This window comes from Williamsia sp. Leaf354, from assembly GCF_001424365.1.
Taxonomy (GTDB): domain Bacteria; phylum Actinomycetota; class Actinomycetes; order Mycobacteriales; family Mycobacteriaceae; genus Williamsia_A.
Map to the genome: position 1 here is coordinate 420,086 of NZ_LMPL01000002.1, position 14,170 is coordinate 434,255.

Below are 14,170 nucleotides of genomic sequence, written 5' to 3' on the forward strand. Positions count from 1 at the left end.
GTGACTCGCCGATGACCAGCGGATTTGTTGGGTCGCCCGCGATTCGGATAGTGTTTCGCTTCGCACCGCGAGCCCACAAGGTTTGCGGCGCACGCGGACGTGGCGCAGCTGGTAGCGCACAACCTTGCCAAGGTTGGGGTCGCGGGTTCGAATCCCGTCGTCCGCTCGGAAGAGCGATTGAGTCCACCGTGGCGGTGTGGCCGAGTGGTGAGGCAACGGCCTGCAAAGCCGTGCACACGGGTTCGATTCCCGTCGCCGCCTCCACGAGCGTTTCCCAATTAAATACCCGCGCGATTAGCTCAGTGGGAGAGCGCTTCCCTGACACGGAAGAGGTCACTGGTTCAATCCCAGTATCGCGCACCAGGTTTCAGACAGTGAGGCATCCGATCCGGGTGCCTCACTTTTTGTCTGCCCGGTCGGCCAGCCACCCCGCGAACCAACCCGGCATCTCGATGTGTGGCATGTGCGCGACACCGTCGAGCACGGTCACCGTGGCCGAGGTCGACAGCGCCGCGGACTCGCGGGCGATGTCCACCGGGATGCGGTCGAGCGTTCCGTGTAGGTAGTGCACCGGAACGGCCAGTTCGGCGAGATCGGCCCGCGGGTCCGCGGCGATCGCATCGACGGCGATCGCCAGGGCCTCGGTACGCATCTCCCCGATCTGCTCGGCAACCCAGTCGTGTACCCGTGGCCCCACCAGCGGACCGAACCAACCGGGCACGACCGCGGCGATGGTCGCGGCAGGATCATCCCGCAGTCCGCTGACCATCGCCCGCATCGCCGATGCCAGATCAGGATCGACGGTCGGGGCATGGCCGGCACCCCCCACCACCGACACGGCACCCACGAGATCCGGAGCCCGGTGTGCGACGGTCGTCGCGACCAACGAGCCGATGGAACTGCCCACGATCAGGGGACGCACGAGGCCGAGTGCTCCGATCAGTTCGATCACGTCGGCGACGTTCTCGTCGAGAGAACACGCGGTCGTGGTGGCCGAACGCCCGTGGTTGCGGGCGTCGAGGGCGACCACGCGATGGCGACGCCCGAGCATCGGCATCATCGGCTGCCAGACACGCGCCGAGGTGCCGAAACTGTGTAACAGCAGGATGTCCCTGCCGTCCGCGGCATCCGGGTCGGCGGGGCGGTCGTCGTGGTGCAGGACGGTGTCGTTGATCTCGATGAGAGGCATGGATCCAGCACACGGCACGCCGCGGACGCGAACAACGAGCATTTCGGGATTACTCTCATCACGAGAACTGATGGGTGGGTCGATGGAACTCCGGCAGGTGCGGTACTTCGTCGCGGTGCTCGACACCGGCAGCTTCACCGCGGCTGCGCAATCCCTGTCGATCGTGCAATCGGCGGTCAGCCAACAGATCTCACGACTCGAACGCGAACTGGGGACCGACCTGTTCGATCGCTCTCGACGTTCGGTGCGGCCGACGACGGCCGGCAGACGATTCGAACCGTTCGCGCGATCGATGCTCGACACCGAATCCGCAGCCCGGCGGGCGCTCTCGCCGTCGAGTGCCTCCGGACCGACACGGATCGGGGTGTCCACGGGACTCGGCGCACTCGCCACCGCGGCAGCCGCCTCGATCCGCGAGGGGCTGGTGCCATCGCCGATCGAGGTGATCGGAGTCCCCGGCGATGACCGTGAGCGGCGCGTCTCCGAGGGCGACCTCGCCGCGGCGATCGTCCGTTCGCCCCCGACGAGACCCGAACTGGTGGCCTTCCCGCTGCCCGCCGACGACGTGGTCGTCGGTGTGGCCACCGGACATCCTGCTGCGTCCGCCGACTCGCTGACGCTCGGCGACCTCGCCTCCCATCCGCTCGTACTGAGTGTCGGGGCCATCGGTGAACCGTTGTGCACCAGCGTGATCGCGGCGTGCCGCCGCGCGGGGGTGGAACCGCATCTGCAGGTCCTGACCCCCGGTGCCGACGCACTCAGTGCCCTGACGACGGTGCCCGACGCGTGGACGGTGTTCCTCGTGACGCACGCCCGTCAGCTGTACGCCGAGGCCCTCGGGGTGCGGTTCGTACGGTGCGTGGAGCCCCTCACGGTTCCGAAATCACTCATCGTGCGCAGGGACAGAACGGACGTCGGTGCCCGTCTCGCCGCCGCGATCACCGAGCTGGAGACCGCATGACCGCCACCCCGTCCTGGCCGCACGACACTCGACTTCACGCCTGGTGGGTCACACCCGGACTGCTCGCGGGCGAGTATCCCGGCGATCGTGACCGTGACTCCGCTCGCGAGAAGATCGACCTCCTCGCCGAAGCAGGTATCACCGCGATCGTCGACCTCACGACGCCTCAGGATCGCCTGCGTCCGTACGTGGACCTCCTACCCGACACGATCACCCGATCGGCATTCCCGATCCCTGACCTCGGTGTCATCGACGATGCGGGCTACGACGACATCGTCGCTCACATCCGTGCCGAGATCGCTGCCGGCGGCCGGGTGTACGTGCACTGCTGGGGCGGCGTGGGACGCACCAGCACGGTCATCGCCTGCGTTCTGGGTGCCGACGGGTTCGATCATGGTCATGCGCTCGAACGGATAGCCGAACTCCGTGCGGGCACGCGCAAAAGCCATCGCCGGTTCCTGCAGAGCGGTGCCCAGCAGGAGCTGGTCGCGCGTCGACTCGGGGCGCGAGACTGACCCGCGCCGCCCTCTCAGGCGACCGAGCGGTGCGATACGGGATGGTCCGGCACGCAGACAACGTCGGCCGCGTTGGCACGGAACACCGGCTCTATGTCGACCCCACATCGTTCGGCGGCATCGGTGAGCAGTCGCGTCCACTCGAGGTCGGTGGGCGTGATCGCATCGGCCCCCGGTCGGGTCATCAGGAACGCGACGCGCACCGACGACTGCGCGTCGATGATGTCGGCCAGCCGTTCCATCAACCGCTCCATGGGTCACCGTCCGGCACGGCCGGCAGCGGCAGCTGGTTGAGCGCCGGGATGATCCGGCCGTGGGTGTCGACGAAGGCGAACCAGAGGGTCTGCTCGCTGAATCCCAAGGGACCGAGCAGGGCTCGCCACCGATCGCGGAGCTGGTCGGTCGACCCGAACGGGTCGAGGGCGGTGACGATATCGGGGATCGGGTCGTGTGCTGCGTTCGCGGTGGATGTCATGTCCCCGACCTTGCGACGGCGACGGTCGTGTCGTCGAATGCGTTGTCCACAGGGCGATCTCCTGTGGACACCTCGGTTGACGAAGGTCGCACCGCGGTGTCCGATGGATGGTTCGGGTGGTTGACGGGCACCCGCACAACCAGAGTCTTAATGACAATGATTATCATCAGTGGATGACCACAGCCAGCCTGCCCGTCACCGTGCTCTCCGGCTTCCTGGGCGCCGGGAAGACGACTCTGCTCAACCACGTGCTCGCCAATCGGGAGGGACGCAGGGTCGCGGTGATCGTCAACGACATGAGCGAGGTCAACATCGACGCGGCTCTCGTCGATGGGCCTCGAGGTGCGGTCAGCCTCGACCGCACCGAGGAGAAGCTCGTCGAGCTCACAAACGGTTGCATCTGCTGCACGCTGCGCGAGGATCTCGTCGCGTCGGTGGGCGAGCTCGCCGCGCAGGGCCGTTTCGATCAGATGATCATCGAGTCGACCGGCATCTCCGAGCCCATGCCGGTGGCCGCGACGTTCGAGTGGGAGTTCGCCGACGGTCGCCGCCTCGGCGACGTCGCGCGGCTCGACACCATGGTGACCGTGGTCGACGCGTCGACCCTGCTCACCGAGATCATGCGCGGCGACTCCCTCGAGGGCCGGTCGCTGCAGGCCGCCGCCGAGGACCACCGGAGCATCTCCGACCTGCTCGTCGACCAGATCGAGTTCGCCGACGTGGTGGTGATCAACAAATCCGACCTCGTGACCGAGGCGGTCGCCGGGGCGGTGCGGGCCACGATCCGTCGGCTCAACCCCCGCGCGCACATCGTGACGACGTCGAACGGGGTCATCGGACTCGACCAGGTTCTCGACACCGGGCGCTACGACCCCGAGGCGGCGATCTCGCACCCGGACTGGGCGACCGAGCTCGCAGGCGGGCACACGCCGGAGACCGAGGAGTACGGCATCCGGTCGGTCACCTACCGCGCCGACCGCCCCTTCCATCCTCGTCGACTCTCTGAGGCACTTGTGGGCCTGCGCGGCATCCTGCGCAGCAAGGGGTTCCTGTGGGTCGCGACCCGACCGGAGACCGTCGCCATCTGGTCACAGGCCGGCCCGAACCTCGTGATGGAGCCCGCCGCGCTGTGGTCGTCGCTGCCCGACGAGACACCCGGACAGGAGATCGTCTTCATCGGCGTCGCACTCGATCTCGGCGCGCCCGCGAGAATCCTCGACCCGGCCCTGCTCACCGACGACGAGATGAATGCCGGGCCGCAGGCCTGGCGCCACTTCGACGACCCGCTCCCCGAATGGGCTGAGGTGTCCCACACCCACTGACGTGGCGCCGTCAGCATCTGCGGGTGACCGACGGGGGCACCTCGACGACGTCGGCGGCATTGGCGCGGAACATCGGCTCCATCGGGAGTCCGAACCGCTCGGACGCGCCGTGGAGCTGGCGCGACCATCCGCGATCCCAGGGGGCGATGCCGTCGACACCAGGGCGCATGAGCAACACCGCCGACCCGGTGACGTCGTGCCTGTCGCAGATCTCGCTGAGTAGATGCACGAGTCCTTCTGCGAGATCCGGATCAGGTGGGCCGGGGACCTCGAGTTGTACCAGCGGACGGCGAAGTGCTCGGGCCCGGTCGACGAAGCCCACCCACACCAAACGTTCGGAAAACCCCAACGGGCCCATCAGGGCCCGCCACCGGTCCCCCAATTCGTCGGCGGTGTGGAACGGGAGGCCGGCGGTCTCGATGGGTGGAAACGACGCGGGTCGCGCTGAGTTGTCTGTGGTCATCGCGCCACCATCCGGTGGCACGAGGTGATCGATCAAAGGCGTTGTCCACAGACCGATTCGCCTGTGGACGCCGTGTGTGCGAATCGCCGGCCGATCATGTCCGATGAGGGGTCCGGACTCGCCTGCGACGGATGTGTTGTGATCTACAACCGTGCCCCCTGCCGCCATCGTCACCATCGACACGTGCCCCGACCACGCCACCGAGCTCGCCGACGTCGCGGCGGTGACGTTCCCCCTCGCCTGTCCGCCCGGCACCACCGACGCCGACACGGCCGATTTCATCGGCAAGAACCTGACGGCGGCGCACTTCCGCGATCATCTGACCGCCACCGACCGCGACGTGGTGGTCGCGCGGGTCGACGGCGCGATCGTCGGTTACGCCCTTGTGCTGCACGGCGAGCCGACCGACACCGAGGTGCGGGCGGTGGTCACGCAACGTCCCGTCTCGGAACTGTCGAAGATGTATGTGCTTCCGCAGGCGCACGGCCTCGGCGTGGCGCACGAGCTGATGTCGACCGCAGTCTCGGCCGCCGGCGAGCGCGGGAGCGTCGCGGTGTGGCTGGGCGTCAGCAACGTCAACCTAAGGGCGCAGCGGTTCTACGGCAAGGCGGGGTTCGTCGAGGTGGGCCGTAAGTCGTTCTGGCTCAACGGCGACGAGCAGCGCGACTTCGTGATGGTCCGCGCACTGCGCTGACCGTGCGCAGCGGAGCCGACGTCAGTTCGTCGACTCGGCGAACCGGGAGAGCGCGAGCAACCGCGACGTCGCGCGCAGGTACTTCTTCTTGTAGCCACCCGCGAGCATCTCCTCGGTGAAGATCTCGTCGAGCTTGGAGCCCGAGACCATCAACGGGATGTTCGCGTCGTAGAGGCGGTCGGCGAGCACCACCATGCGCAGGGCGACGGTCTGATCAGGGGCCGGGTGCACACCCGACACGCATACCAGCGTGACGCCCTCGACCAACGCCTTGTACTTCGAGGGGTGCAGCGTCGAGAGGTGCTTGCACAGCTCGTCGAAGTCGTCGAGGGTCGCGCCCTCGGTCTTGCCCGCCAGCTCGGCCAGTTCGGCATCGGTGTGGGGTTCGGGCGCCGGCGGCAGGTCGCGGTGGCGGTAATCGGGTCCGTCGACGCGCACGGTCTCGAACACCGCCGCCAGCTTGCGGATCTCGCGCAGGAAGTCCTGCGCGGCGAAGCGTCCCTCGCCCAGCTGGCCGGGCAGGGTGTTCGACGTCGCGACGATCGACACGCCGCGGGCGGTGAGCTCGGTGAGCAGCCGCGACACCAACATCGTGTCGCCCGGGTCGTCGAGCTCGAACTCGTCGATGCAGATCACGCTGTGGTCGCTGAGGCGGTCGACCGCCGCGGTGAAACCGAGCGCGCCGACGACGTGGGTGACCTCGACGAAGGTCGCGAACGCCTTCGGGCCGGGCATCTCGTGGTAGATCGACGCGAGCAGGTGGGTCTTGCCGACGCCGAACCCTCCGTCGAGGTACAAGCCGATCCCCTGCCCGGGTGTCTTCTTGCCGAACAGCTTCCGCTTGCCCGCCCGCGCGCCGCGCGCACGCTCGACGAACTGCCGACAGCTCGCCACCGCCGCGGACTGCGACGGCTCGTTCGGGTCGGGGATGTAGCTGTCGAAGCTGACCTCGTCGAACATCGTCGGCGGCACCATCTCGTCCACCAGTTCCTCCGGCGGAACCTGGGGCGAGCGGTCGCTCAGACGTGCGGTCATGCGCCGACACTAGCGACGCCGTAGAAATGACCTGGTGTACCTCTTGCAGAAAGCGACTCAGCTCACAGTTGACCGCGACGCCCTGACCGATCTCTACGCCTACCCCGCCACCGACGCCGGCACGTGCCATGTCCGGGCGAACATGGTGACCTCGCTCGACGGTGCGGCGGTCGCCGACGGCGTCTCGGCCGGGTTGGGCGGTGACGGCGACAAACAGGTGTTCGGGCTGCTCCGTGACCTCTCCGACGTGGTCCTCGTCGGCTCGGCCACGGTCACCCAGGAGGGATACGGCCCGATCGACCCCGGGGGCGACGACCCCTCGGTCACCACGCTGGCGATCGTGTCCGGGTCGCTGCACCTCGACGCCGACCAGGACGGCGTCACCGCGGCGAGCACCGTCGTCCTCACCCACGAGGGCGCACCGACCGACCGACGTGCCCGACTGGTCGAGGCCGGCGCGACACTCCTGGACTGCGGAACCGACGATGTCGACCTGCGTCGCGCGCTGGCACACCTCGCCGACCGCGGCCGCACCCGGGTGCTGTGCGAGGGCGGGCCCGGTCTGCTCGCCGCGTTGTTCGCCGACGACCTCGTCGACGAGCTGTGCCTCACCACCGGCCCCACCCTCATCGGCGGGGACGCCGGGCGCATCACCCACGGCGACACCGGCGGCACGCGTCGCCTGCGCCGCGCGCACGTGCTCGCCGACGACGAGGGATTCCTCTTCACCCGGTGGGTGCGGGGCGAACGAGGCGAGAGCACCGCCGCCTCCGACGACAACTGAGTGCTCCTGCGGCGATGACTAGGCTCGCCGGTATGCCTCGCGTCCCCCTGCTCCGGTCCCCGCGATCGGCGACCGTGGTCGCGGTCCTCGCGATCGTCGGGGCCCTGCTCGCGGGATGTGCCGTCGGTCCCGACACCGGACCGGGTCTCGTCATCGACAACGGCGGCGGTGGTGGCGGCCCCGCCGCGAGCACCGAGGCGCCGGCCGCACCGGCACTGAACGCACCCCGCACCGATCTCGGCTGGCGCACATGTCCCGACGACGTCGCGGGTCGCTACGGGTTGTCGGCGACGGCCGCCGACGTGCGCATCGAATGCGCCGACTTCCAGGCCAGCATCACCCCCGGCGTCGCCACCATCGACGCCGTCGACGTGGCCGCGGTCCGGGTGCGACTCACCAGCACCCCGATGTCGGCTGCGCCGTTGGTGCTCACCTCGGGTAGCGACATCCCGTCGGCGTTGACCGCGGTCCTCGTCGCGAACAGCCCCGGCCGCAACCTGCTGGCCTCCCATCCCCTGGTCGCGGTCGACCGACGTGGCACCGGCGCCAGCTCACCGCTCGACTGCCTGACCGTGCGCGAGCGCAACACCCTGCTGGACAACGGGTTCGACAGCAGTGACGCCGCGAGCGGTGTCGGACCACGGCAGACCCGGCTCGCGACCACCGCGGCCGAGGCCTCCGACGGCTGTTCGGAGACGATCAGCCCGCATCAGCTGGCATACACCGCCGCCAACGCCGCCGGTGACCTCGAACGTCTACGGACGATCTGGGGTGTCGACCGGATCGGCATCGTCGGGGTGGGCGCCGGATCCGATGTCGCCCTGGCCTACGCCGGGCTCTACCGCAACCGGGTCGCACGGCTCGTGCTCGACACTCCCCCCGCCTACCTGGCGTCGGCACGGGACCGCGCACAGCAGATCGCCGCGGGTACCGACGCCGCACTGACGACCTTCGCGACCGACTGCGCGTCCGCGAACTGCTCACTCGGCACCGGCGCACGGGCCGCGGTCCTGTCGTTGATCGATCGCGCCGCCTCCGGACGACTCGCCACCCTCTCCGACGCCGACGTCCTCAGCGCGATCACCACCGAACTCGCGGTCACGACCACCGATCGGGCGAGCACGGTGGCCCGGGTGTCCCGACTGCTGTCGTCGGCCGCCGCCGGCGACGTCGGTGGGCTGACACAGGCCGCCACCCGGGCCCGCGCACTCCGCGGAACCGACGGACAGCTGCTGTCGCGGTGCAACGACACCTCGCAGCCGGTGGGTCAGAACGAGATCGGCGGCCTCGTCTCGTCGTGGAGCGGGCAGTACCGGTTCACCGGCACCGACACCGCCCTGTCGTTGCTGCGCTGCTCGGGGTGGCCGGCCGGCCCCGCCGCGCCGCGGCCGGAGGGCTTCGACGTCCCCGTCCTCCTGCTCACCAGCGGTTACGACACCATCAACGGTGGCACCGGTGCGGGCGCCCTCGAACCGCTGTTCGTCTCGGCGGGCGCGAAGACCAGCACCGTCACGTGGGACGGGCTCGGTTTCTCGGTCGCGGCCCACTCCGACTGCGCCGCCGACATCGTCACGCGGTACGTCGAGTCCGGCGAGATCCCCGACACCGGCGCCTGCCCGTCCTGACATCAGGTCGGACACGGCGGACCGCGGCGCGTCCGACCGCCCTCGTCCCCCTGCGCCCTCGGCCGTCGGTGCCGTAGTACGGTTCGTCGGTGCCGGTTGCCCACGAACCCGACCTGACCTCGCGGCGGCTGTTCCCGACGATGGACACCGCCCGGATCGTGTCGCTCGCGCTGTGGCCGATCACCGTGCTGCTGGTCATCCACCGCTCACTGATCCTCGGCGTCAACGGCGACCGGACCGACGACTTCACCCCGGTGTACAACGCGGGTCTGGCGTTCCTCCGGGGCCAGGCGGTCTACGGCGAGAACTACAACACCGTCGACCCGCATTACCTCTACCCGCCGTCGGGGACGCTGCTCATGGCGCCGCTGGCCTACATCGACCCCGAGCGCGCCCGCTGGCTGTTCATCGTCGTGTCGGTCATCGCTCTGATCGCCGCGGCGTATTTCCTCGTGAAGCTGTTCGGGTTCTCCGCGTCGTCGGTGGCCTTCCCCGCAGTACTGTTCTTCTTCTTCTGCACCGAGACCGTCTCGCACACACTGATCTTCACGAACTTCAACTCGTTCGTGCTGCTCGGCGAGGTGCTGTTCATGACCCTCGCGCTCAAACGCAAGGACCGCTGGGCCGGGGTCCCGCTCGGGATCACGTTCGCCGTCAAACCCGTGCTGGCGGTTCTGCTCCTGCTGCCGTTGCTCTCGCGGCAGTGGAAGGTGTTCGTGGGCGCCGTCGGTGTGCCGCTCGTGCTGACGGCGCTGGCCTGGCCGCTCACGGCCGATCCGATGGACTTCGTGAAGCGAACCGTGCCCTACCTCGGCGAGGCCCGCGACTACTACAACAGCTCGATCGCCGGCAACGGCGCGTACTTCGGCGTGCAGCCCTGGCTGCTGTACGTGCTGCGCATCGCGTTCGTGCTGATGGCCGCGTTCAGCCTGTGGTTCCTCTACACGCAGTACCGCCGCACCGACGAGCTGCTGTGGATGGCGACCTCGTCCGGCGTCCTGCTGGCGACGTCGTTCCTCGTACTGTCGCTCGGCCAGGGCTACTACTCGATGCTGCTGTTCCCGCTGCTCATGACCGTCGTCCGGCCAGGATCGGTGATGCGCAACTGGCCCGCGTGGCTCGGCGTCGCCGGGTGCATGACCTTCGACTCGTTCCTGTCGAGTCGATGGGCGGCGTTCGGGCGCGCGCTCGAGTACAACAAGGTCACGTGGGGCTGGTCGCTGCTGATGATCGCGGTGTTCTGTGTGCTGCTGTTCCGCTGGCTCGACCTGCGGGAGCAGCGCGCTACCGTGGAGGTATGACCACCGATTCCAACACCGCCGGTTCGACCCCCGTCTCCGATGCCGCGGGCCTGACCGACGAGCAGTGGCGCGCGAAGCTCACCCCCGAGGAGTACCGCGTGCTGCGCCAGGCCGGCACCGAGGCCCCCTTCGTGGGCGAGTACACCGACACGAAGACCACCGGTGTCTACCGCTGCCGGGCCTGCGACGCCGAACTGTTCCGCAGCGACCAGAAGTTCGAATCCCACTGCGGCTGGCCGTCGTTCTTCAGCCCGCTCGCCGGTGAGGCGATCATCGAGAAGGTCGACCGCTCGATGGGCATGAAGCGGACCGAGGTGCTCTGCGCCAACTGCCACAGCCACCTCGGTCACGTGTTCGAGGGCGAGGGGTACGACACCCCCACCGACCTCCGCTACTGCATCAACAGCATCTCGATGCGGCTCGAAGAGGCCTGACCCCCTTCGGGTCCGCCGGGACGGTGCCCGTCGGTCAGGGCCCGCTGGTCAGGGCAGGGAGCTCACCAGCTGCTCGACCGGCACCCTCGGCCCGGTGAAGAACGGGGTCTCCTCGCGCACGTGCATGCGGGCCTCGGTCGCGCGCAGGTCGCGCATGAGGTCGACGATCCGGTGCAGCTCGGGCGCCTCGAACGCCAGCAGCCACTCGTAGTCGCCGAGCGCGAACGACGACACGGTGTTCGCGCGCACGTCCTTGTAGGCACGCGCGGCCATCCCGTGATCGGCGAGCATCTTGCGACGCTCGTCGTCGGGCAGCAGGTACCACTCGTAGGAGCGCACGAACGGGTACACACAGATGTACGCGCCGGCCTCCTCACCGGTGATGAAGGCGGGCAGGTGGCTCTTGTTGAACTCCGCCGGACGATGCAGCGCGACGTTGCTCCAGACCGCGTTGCTGGCCCGTCCGAGCGCGGTGGTGCGCCGGAAATCGGCGTAGGCCCGTTGCAGGTCCTCGATGTTCTCCGCGTGCCACCAGATCATGAAGTCGGCGTCGGCGCGCATGCCGGCGATGTCGTAGAGACCGCGCACCACCACCCCGGTCGTCTCGAGCTTCTCCACGAACGTGCGGGTCTCGGCGATCACGTCGGCCCGGTCGTCGGGCAGCTCCCCCGGGCGCACGGCGAAGACCGAGAACATCAGGTAGCGGACCGTGGAGTTGAGTTCGGCGTAATCGAGTCGCGTCATGACCCCATCGTGCCACCGCCGTGTGGGCCCCGGTCGGCGAGATGGGTCACCACCTGTGCGGCCGCGACACCCGCGCGCGCGATGCACGCCGGCACGCCCACGCCGTCGTAGGTGGCGCCGCAGAACACCAGGCCCGGCGGTACGTCGGCGAGCGCGGAGGCCACCAGTTCCCGGTGGCCCGGCGCGTACCGCGGCAACCCGACCGGCCACCGCTGCACCGTCGCGTCGACCAGGTCGGCGGCGGTGAGCGGTCTCGATCCACCGGCCAGGTCGACGATCGTGGCCAGGTCCGTGACCGCCGCACTCACGAGGTCGTCGTCGCTGAGATGATCGACCGGATCGCCGTAGCGCCCGAACGAGGCGCGCACCAGTCCCGGCCCGCCGTCGGAGGCGAGGTGGGCCCACTTCTGCGACGACAACGTGATCGCCTTCGCCGTCGTGGCCTCGCCGGTGGCCATGAGCACCCCCGAATGGTCGGGCAGCGCGACACCGGGGGTGATCGCGAGCATCACCAGCGCCGTGCTGGCCGTGGCGACGGTCGCGACACCACGCGCCACCTGCGGGGCCGCGTGCGCGACCACCGTGGCCGCCGCCGGTGCGGGCAGCGCGATCACGACGGCATCGAAGGCGCGCTGCGATCCGGAGTCGAAGGTGACCGTCCACCGGTCCCCGTCGGCGTCCACCGACGACACGGGCGAACCGAGATGCATCGTCGCGCCACCGGCCTGCACCAGGCGATCGACGAGCAACCGGTATCCGCCGTCGAGCGCACCGAACACCGGCGCCGTCGACGGCGGCGGCAGCAGTCCGGTCACCGCCGTGGTCAGATCCGGTGCGCCGGAGTCGAGCCGGGCGGCCAACGCCGGTAACGACGCCCGGAGACCGATGTCGTCGGAGCGGCACGAGTAGACCCCAGACAGCATCGGGTCGACGCTGCGGTCGACGACCGAGCGTCCGAAGCGGTCGGCGACGAGCTCCCCGACCGAGCGGTCGGAGCCGGTCGTCCAGTCCATCGGGCGACCGACGTCACCGCGCATCCGTTCGACATCAGCGGCATCGACGAGGTCGACGACCTGATCGGCGTTCGCGGGGATGCCCATCAGGGTGGGTCGCGGGAGGTCCCGCAGCCGCCCACCGGCCAGGATCGCGGGGCGACGCGACGTGGGACTGACCACCCGATCGGCGAGACCGAGTTCCGAGATGAGGCCGACGGCCTCGGGGCGGCGCACGATGAACGACTCGGCGCCCGCATCGAGCAGCTGCCCGTCGAGCCGGCGTGACGCGAGGAGACCGCCCGGGGTGTCGGATGCGTCGAACACATCGATCACCGCCGCCGCGCCCAGACCCTGCCGCAGCCGGTAGGCGGACACCAGCCCGGAGACACCGGCACCGACGACCGCGACGCGCACGGTCCTGCCGCTGCCCGCGGTGGCGGCGGTCGTCGGGGCGGTCACAACGTGTGGACGAGCTCGACGATCCGCGTCAGCACATCCGGGTCGGTCGACGGCAGTACACCGTGACCGAGATTGACGATGTGGCCTGCCGCACCGGCCGCGACGGCGGCGTCACCCTCGGCGACGACGCGGCGCACGTGGCTCTCCACCACCTCCCACGGCGCGAAGAGCACCGCGGGATCGATGTTGCCCTGCACTGCTTTCCCGGATCCGATACGTCGCGCGGCGACGTCGAGGGGGATGCGCCAGTCGACGCCCACGACATCGGCACCCACCTCGCCCATGGCGTGGAGGAGTTCCCCGGTGCCCACCCCGAAGTGGATGCGCGGACGGCCGAAATCGGCGACCTCGGCGAGGACCCGACGGCTGTGGGGTGCGACGAAGCGCTCGTAGTCGGCCAAGGAGAGCATCCCCGCCCACGAGTCGAACAACTGCACCGCGTGCACGCCCGCCTCGAGTTGGACGCGCAGGAAGGTGATCGTGATGTCGGCCAAAGCTCCGACGAGTTCGTTCCAGACCTCCGGCTCGCCGTGCATGAGTGCCTTGGTGCGCTCGTAGTTGCGGCTGGGCCCGCCCTCGACGAGGTACGACGCGAGGGTGAACGGAGCGCCCGCGAACCCGATGAGGGAGGTGTGCTCGGGCAGCTCACCCAGTATGTTGCCCACGGCATGGGCGACCGACCCCACCGACTTCGGGTCGAGGCGGGGCAGGGCGCGCACCGCGGCGCGGTCGCGGACCGGGTGGGCGATCACCGGCCCGGTGCCGGCCACGATGTCGAGATCGACACCGGCCGCACGAAGCGGCACGACGATGTCGGAGAAGAGGATCGCGGCGTCCACATCGTGGCGTCGCACCGGCTGCATGGTGATCTCGGTGACCAGATCGGCGTCGAAGCAGGACTCGAGCATCCCGCGACCCACCCGCAACTCGCGGTATTCCGGCAGCGAACGGCCGGCCTGACGCATGAACCAGACCGGTCGGCGCGACGGTCGGTCACCGGTGGCGGCGGCGATCAACGGCATCCGTCGGACGTGGTCGGGAATCGAGGGGGTCATCACCGAATTCATGCTGCCATGTGCGACCCGTTCCCCGGACGGCGCGCCTCCGGCTGTCACGACGGCGCGCCTCCGGCTGTGACGACGGCGCGCCTCCGGCACGGGAGAGTCCGTTCGGC

Annotated in this window: 16 protein-coding genes and 3 tRNA genes; 11 read left to right on the forward strand and 8 right to left on the reverse strand. The window is 69.4% G+C overall.

Annotation, left to right across the window (positions count from 1 at the left end; translation table 11 throughout):
- The first annotated feature begins 93 nt into the window (after positions 1 to 93).
- From ASG12_RS10000 to ASG12_RS10010, 3 genes are all read left to right on the forward strand, one after another.
- Positions 94 to 166 (forward strand) — tRNA-Gly (locus tag ASG12_RS10000).
- A gap of 24 nt (positions 167 to 190) precedes the next feature.
- Positions 191 to 264 (forward strand) — tRNA-Cys (locus ASG12_RS10005).
- A gap of 24 nt (positions 265 to 288) precedes the next feature.
- A tRNA-Val gene (locus tag ASG12_RS10010) sits at positions 289 to 363 on the forward strand.
- 34 nt (positions 364 to 397) lie between these two features.
- Here the strand turns inward: ASG12_RS10010 and ASG12_RS21675 are convergent.
- Positions 398 to 1,189: an alpha/beta fold hydrolase gene (locus ASG12_RS21675; RefSeq protein WP_055788744.1), complete on the reverse strand. Its 792-nt coding sequence runs from the start codon at positions 1,187 to 1,189 to the stop codon at positions 398 to 400.
- Positions 1,190 to 1,271: 82 nt separating this feature from the next.
- Here ASG12_RS21675 and ASG12_RS21680 point away from each other — a divergent pair, with 82 nt between their 5' ends.
- Positions 1,272 to 2,150, forward strand: a complete 879-nt coding sequence (locus ASG12_RS21680; protein WP_162243421.1) for a LysR family transcriptional regulator — start codon at positions 1,272 to 1,274, stop codon at positions 2,148 to 2,150.
- Positions 2,147 to 2,665, forward strand: a complete 519-nt coding sequence (locus ASG12_RS10025) for a protein-tyrosine phosphatase family protein (protein WP_055788750.1) — start codon at positions 2,147 to 2,149, stop codon at positions 2,663 to 2,665. Before ASG12_RS21680 ends, ASG12_RS10025 begins: the two co-directional genes overlap by 4 nt.
- A 14-nt stretch (positions 2,666 to 2,679) precedes the next feature.
- Here ASG12_RS10025 and ASG12_RS22080 read toward each other — a convergent pair whose 3' ends face one another.
- Positions 2,680 to 2,907: a hypothetical protein gene (locus ASG12_RS22080; RefSeq protein ID WP_055788753.1), complete on the reverse strand. Its 228-nt coding sequence runs from the start codon at positions 2,905 to 2,907 to the stop codon at positions 2,680 to 2,682.
- Entirely contained in the window at positions 2,907 to 3,140 is a 234-nt protein-coding gene (locus tag ASG12_RS22085) for a hypothetical protein (protein WP_055788756.1), read from the reverse strand. Before ASG12_RS22085 ends, ASG12_RS22080 begins: the two co-directional genes overlap by 1 nt.
- A 173-nt stretch (positions 3,141 to 3,313) precedes the next feature.
- Between ASG12_RS22085 and ASG12_RS10040 the strand changes: the two genes are divergently transcribed.
- A complete protein-coding gene (locus ASG12_RS10040) occupies positions 3,314 to 4,462 on the forward strand; it encodes a GTP-binding protein (protein WP_055788758.1) in 1,149 nt (382 codons plus the stop codon).
- Positions 4,463 to 4,472: 10 nt separating this feature from the next.
- On the opposite strand, the gene ASG12_RS10045 is transcribed toward ASG12_RS10040, so the two are convergent.
- Complete coding sequence (locus tag ASG12_RS10045) at positions 4,473 to 4,925, reverse strand: hypothetical protein (protein ID WP_055788761.1); 453 nt, start codon at positions 4,923 to 4,925, stop codon at positions 4,473 to 4,475.
- A 151-nt stretch (positions 4,926 to 5,076) separates the two neighbouring features.
- Here ASG12_RS10045 and ASG12_RS10050 point away from each other — a divergent pair, with 151 nt between their 5' ends.
- Positions 5,077 to 5,619: a GNAT family N-acetyltransferase gene (locus tag ASG12_RS10050; RefSeq protein ID WP_055788764.1), complete on the forward strand. Its 543-nt coding sequence runs from the start codon at positions 5,077 to 5,079 to the stop codon at positions 5,617 to 5,619.
- Between the two features lie 21 nt (positions 5,620 to 5,640).
- Here ASG12_RS10050 and zapE read toward each other — a convergent pair whose 3' ends face one another.
- Entirely contained in the window at positions 5,641 to 6,654 is a 1,014-nt protein-coding gene (zapE, locus tag ASG12_RS10055) for a cell division protein ZapE (RefSeq protein ID WP_045822569.1), read from the reverse strand.
- A gap of 34 nt (positions 6,655 to 6,688) precedes the next feature.
- Between zapE and ASG12_RS10060 the strand changes: the two genes are divergently transcribed.
- The 4 genes from ASG12_RS10060 to msrB all read left to right on the forward strand — a co-directional run bounded on the left by ASG12_RS10060 (position 6,689) and on the right by msrB (position 10,798).
- The gene (locus ASG12_RS10060; protein WP_055788766.1) at positions 6,689 to 7,438 is read left to right on the forward strand and encodes a pyrimidine reductase family protein; all 750 of its coding nucleotides are present in this window, start codon (positions 6,689 to 6,691) and stop codon (positions 7,436 to 7,438) included.
- A 32-nt stretch (positions 7,439 to 7,470) separates the two neighbouring features.
- Positions 7,471 to 9,063, forward strand: coding sequence for an alpha/beta fold hydrolase (locus tag ASG12_RS10065; RefSeq protein ID WP_055788769.1), 1,593 nt, complete (start codon positions 7,471 to 7,473; stop codon positions 9,061 to 9,063).
- A 140-nt stretch (positions 9,064 to 9,203) separates the two neighbouring features.
- Complete coding sequence (locus ASG12_RS10070) at positions 9,204 to 10,364, forward strand: glycosyltransferase family 87 protein (protein ID WP_082501901.1); 1,161 nt, start codon at positions 9,204 to 9,206, stop codon at positions 10,362 to 10,364.
- Positions 10,361 to 10,798 (forward strand): peptide-methionine (R)-S-oxide reductase MsrB, encoded by a 438-nt coding sequence (msrB, locus tag ASG12_RS10075; protein WP_045822566.1) that lies wholly within the window; start codon positions 10,361 to 10,363, stop codon positions 10,796 to 10,798. The genes ASG12_RS10070 and msrB overlap by 4 nt, the downstream gene beginning before the upstream one ends.
- Before the next feature lie 48 nt (positions 10,799 to 10,846).
- Here msrB and hemQ read toward each other — a convergent pair whose 3' ends face one another.
- Genes hemQ through hemE form a run of 3 tightly spaced genes read right to left on the reverse strand, consistent with a single transcriptional unit; the run spans position 10,847 to position 14,051 of the window.
- Entirely contained in the window at positions 10,847 to 11,542 is a 696-nt protein-coding gene (gene hemQ, locus ASG12_RS10080) for a hydrogen peroxide-dependent heme synthase (RefSeq protein ID WP_055788771.1), read from the reverse strand.
- On the reverse strand, positions 11,539 to 12,996 hold the full coding sequence (locus tag ASG12_RS10085; RefSeq protein ID WP_235456534.1) for an FAD-dependent oxidoreductase: 1,458 nt from the start codon (positions 12,994 to 12,996) through the stop codon (positions 11,539 to 11,541). The genes hemQ and ASG12_RS10085 overlap by 4 nt, the downstream gene beginning before the upstream one ends.
- On the reverse strand, positions 12,993 to 14,051 hold the full coding sequence (hemE, locus tag ASG12_RS10090) for a uroporphyrinogen decarboxylase (RefSeq protein WP_443089088.1): 1,059 nt from the start codon (positions 14,049 to 14,051) through the stop codon (positions 12,993 to 12,995). The genes ASG12_RS10085 and hemE overlap by 4 nt, the downstream gene beginning before the upstream one ends.
- Positions 14,052 to 14,170 lie beyond the last annotated feature (119 nt).

What these genes read in the sequence shown, in the direction of transcription:
- msrB (WP_045822566.1), top strand. Translation starts at nt 10,361, where the DNA reads ATGACCACCGATTCCAACACCGCCGGTTCGACCCCCGTCTCCGATGCC.
- ASG12_RS10045 (WP_055788761.1), bottom strand. Translation starts at nt 4,925, where the DNA reads ATGACCACAGACAACTCAGCGCGACCCGCGTCGTTTCCACCCATCGAG.
- hemE (WP_443089088.1), bottom strand. Translation starts at nt 14,051, where the DNA reads ATGACCCCCTCGATTCCCGACCACGTCCGACGGATGCCGTTGATCGCC.
- hemQ (WP_055788771.1), bottom strand. Translation starts at nt 11,542, where the DNA reads ATGACGCGACTCGATTACGCCGAACTCAACTCCACGGTCCGCTACCTG.
- ASG12_RS10025 (WP_055788750.1), top strand. Translation starts at nt 2,147, where the DNA reads ATGACCGCCACCCCGTCCTGGCCGCACGACACTCGACTTCACGCCTGG.
- ASG12_RS21675 (WP_055788744.1), bottom strand. Translation starts at nt 1,189, where the DNA reads ATGCCTCTCATCGAGATCAACGACACCGTCCTGCACCACGACGACCGC.
- ASG12_RS22085 (WP_055788756.1), bottom strand. Translation starts at nt 3,140, where the DNA reads ATGACATCCACCGCGAACGCAGCACACGACCCGATCCCCGATATCGTC.
- ASG12_RS10040 (WP_055788758.1), top strand. Translation starts at nt 3,314, where the DNA reads ATGACCACAGCCAGCCTGCCCGTCACCGTGCTCTCCGGCTTCCTGGGC.
- zapE (WP_045822569.1), bottom strand. Translation starts at nt 6,654, where the DNA reads ATGACCGCACGTCTGAGCGACCGCTCGCCCCAGGTTCCGCCGGAGGAA.
- ASG12_RS10065 (WP_055788769.1), top strand. Translation starts at nt 7,471, where the DNA reads ATGCCTCGCGTCCCCCTGCTCCGGTCCCCGCGATCGGCGACCGTGGTC.
- ASG12_RS21680 (WP_162243421.1), top strand. Translation starts at nt 1,272, where the DNA reads ATGGAACTCCGGCAGGTGCGGTACTTCGTCGCGGTGCTCGACACCGGC.
- ASG12_RS10070 (WP_082501901.1), top strand. Translation starts at nt 9,204, where the DNA reads ATGGACACCGCCCGGATCGTGTCGCTCGCGCTGTGGCCGATCACCGTG.
- ASG12_RS22080 (WP_055788753.1), bottom strand. Translation starts at nt 2,907, where the DNA reads ATGGAACGGCTGGCCGACATCATCGACGCGCAGTCGTCGGTGCGCGTC.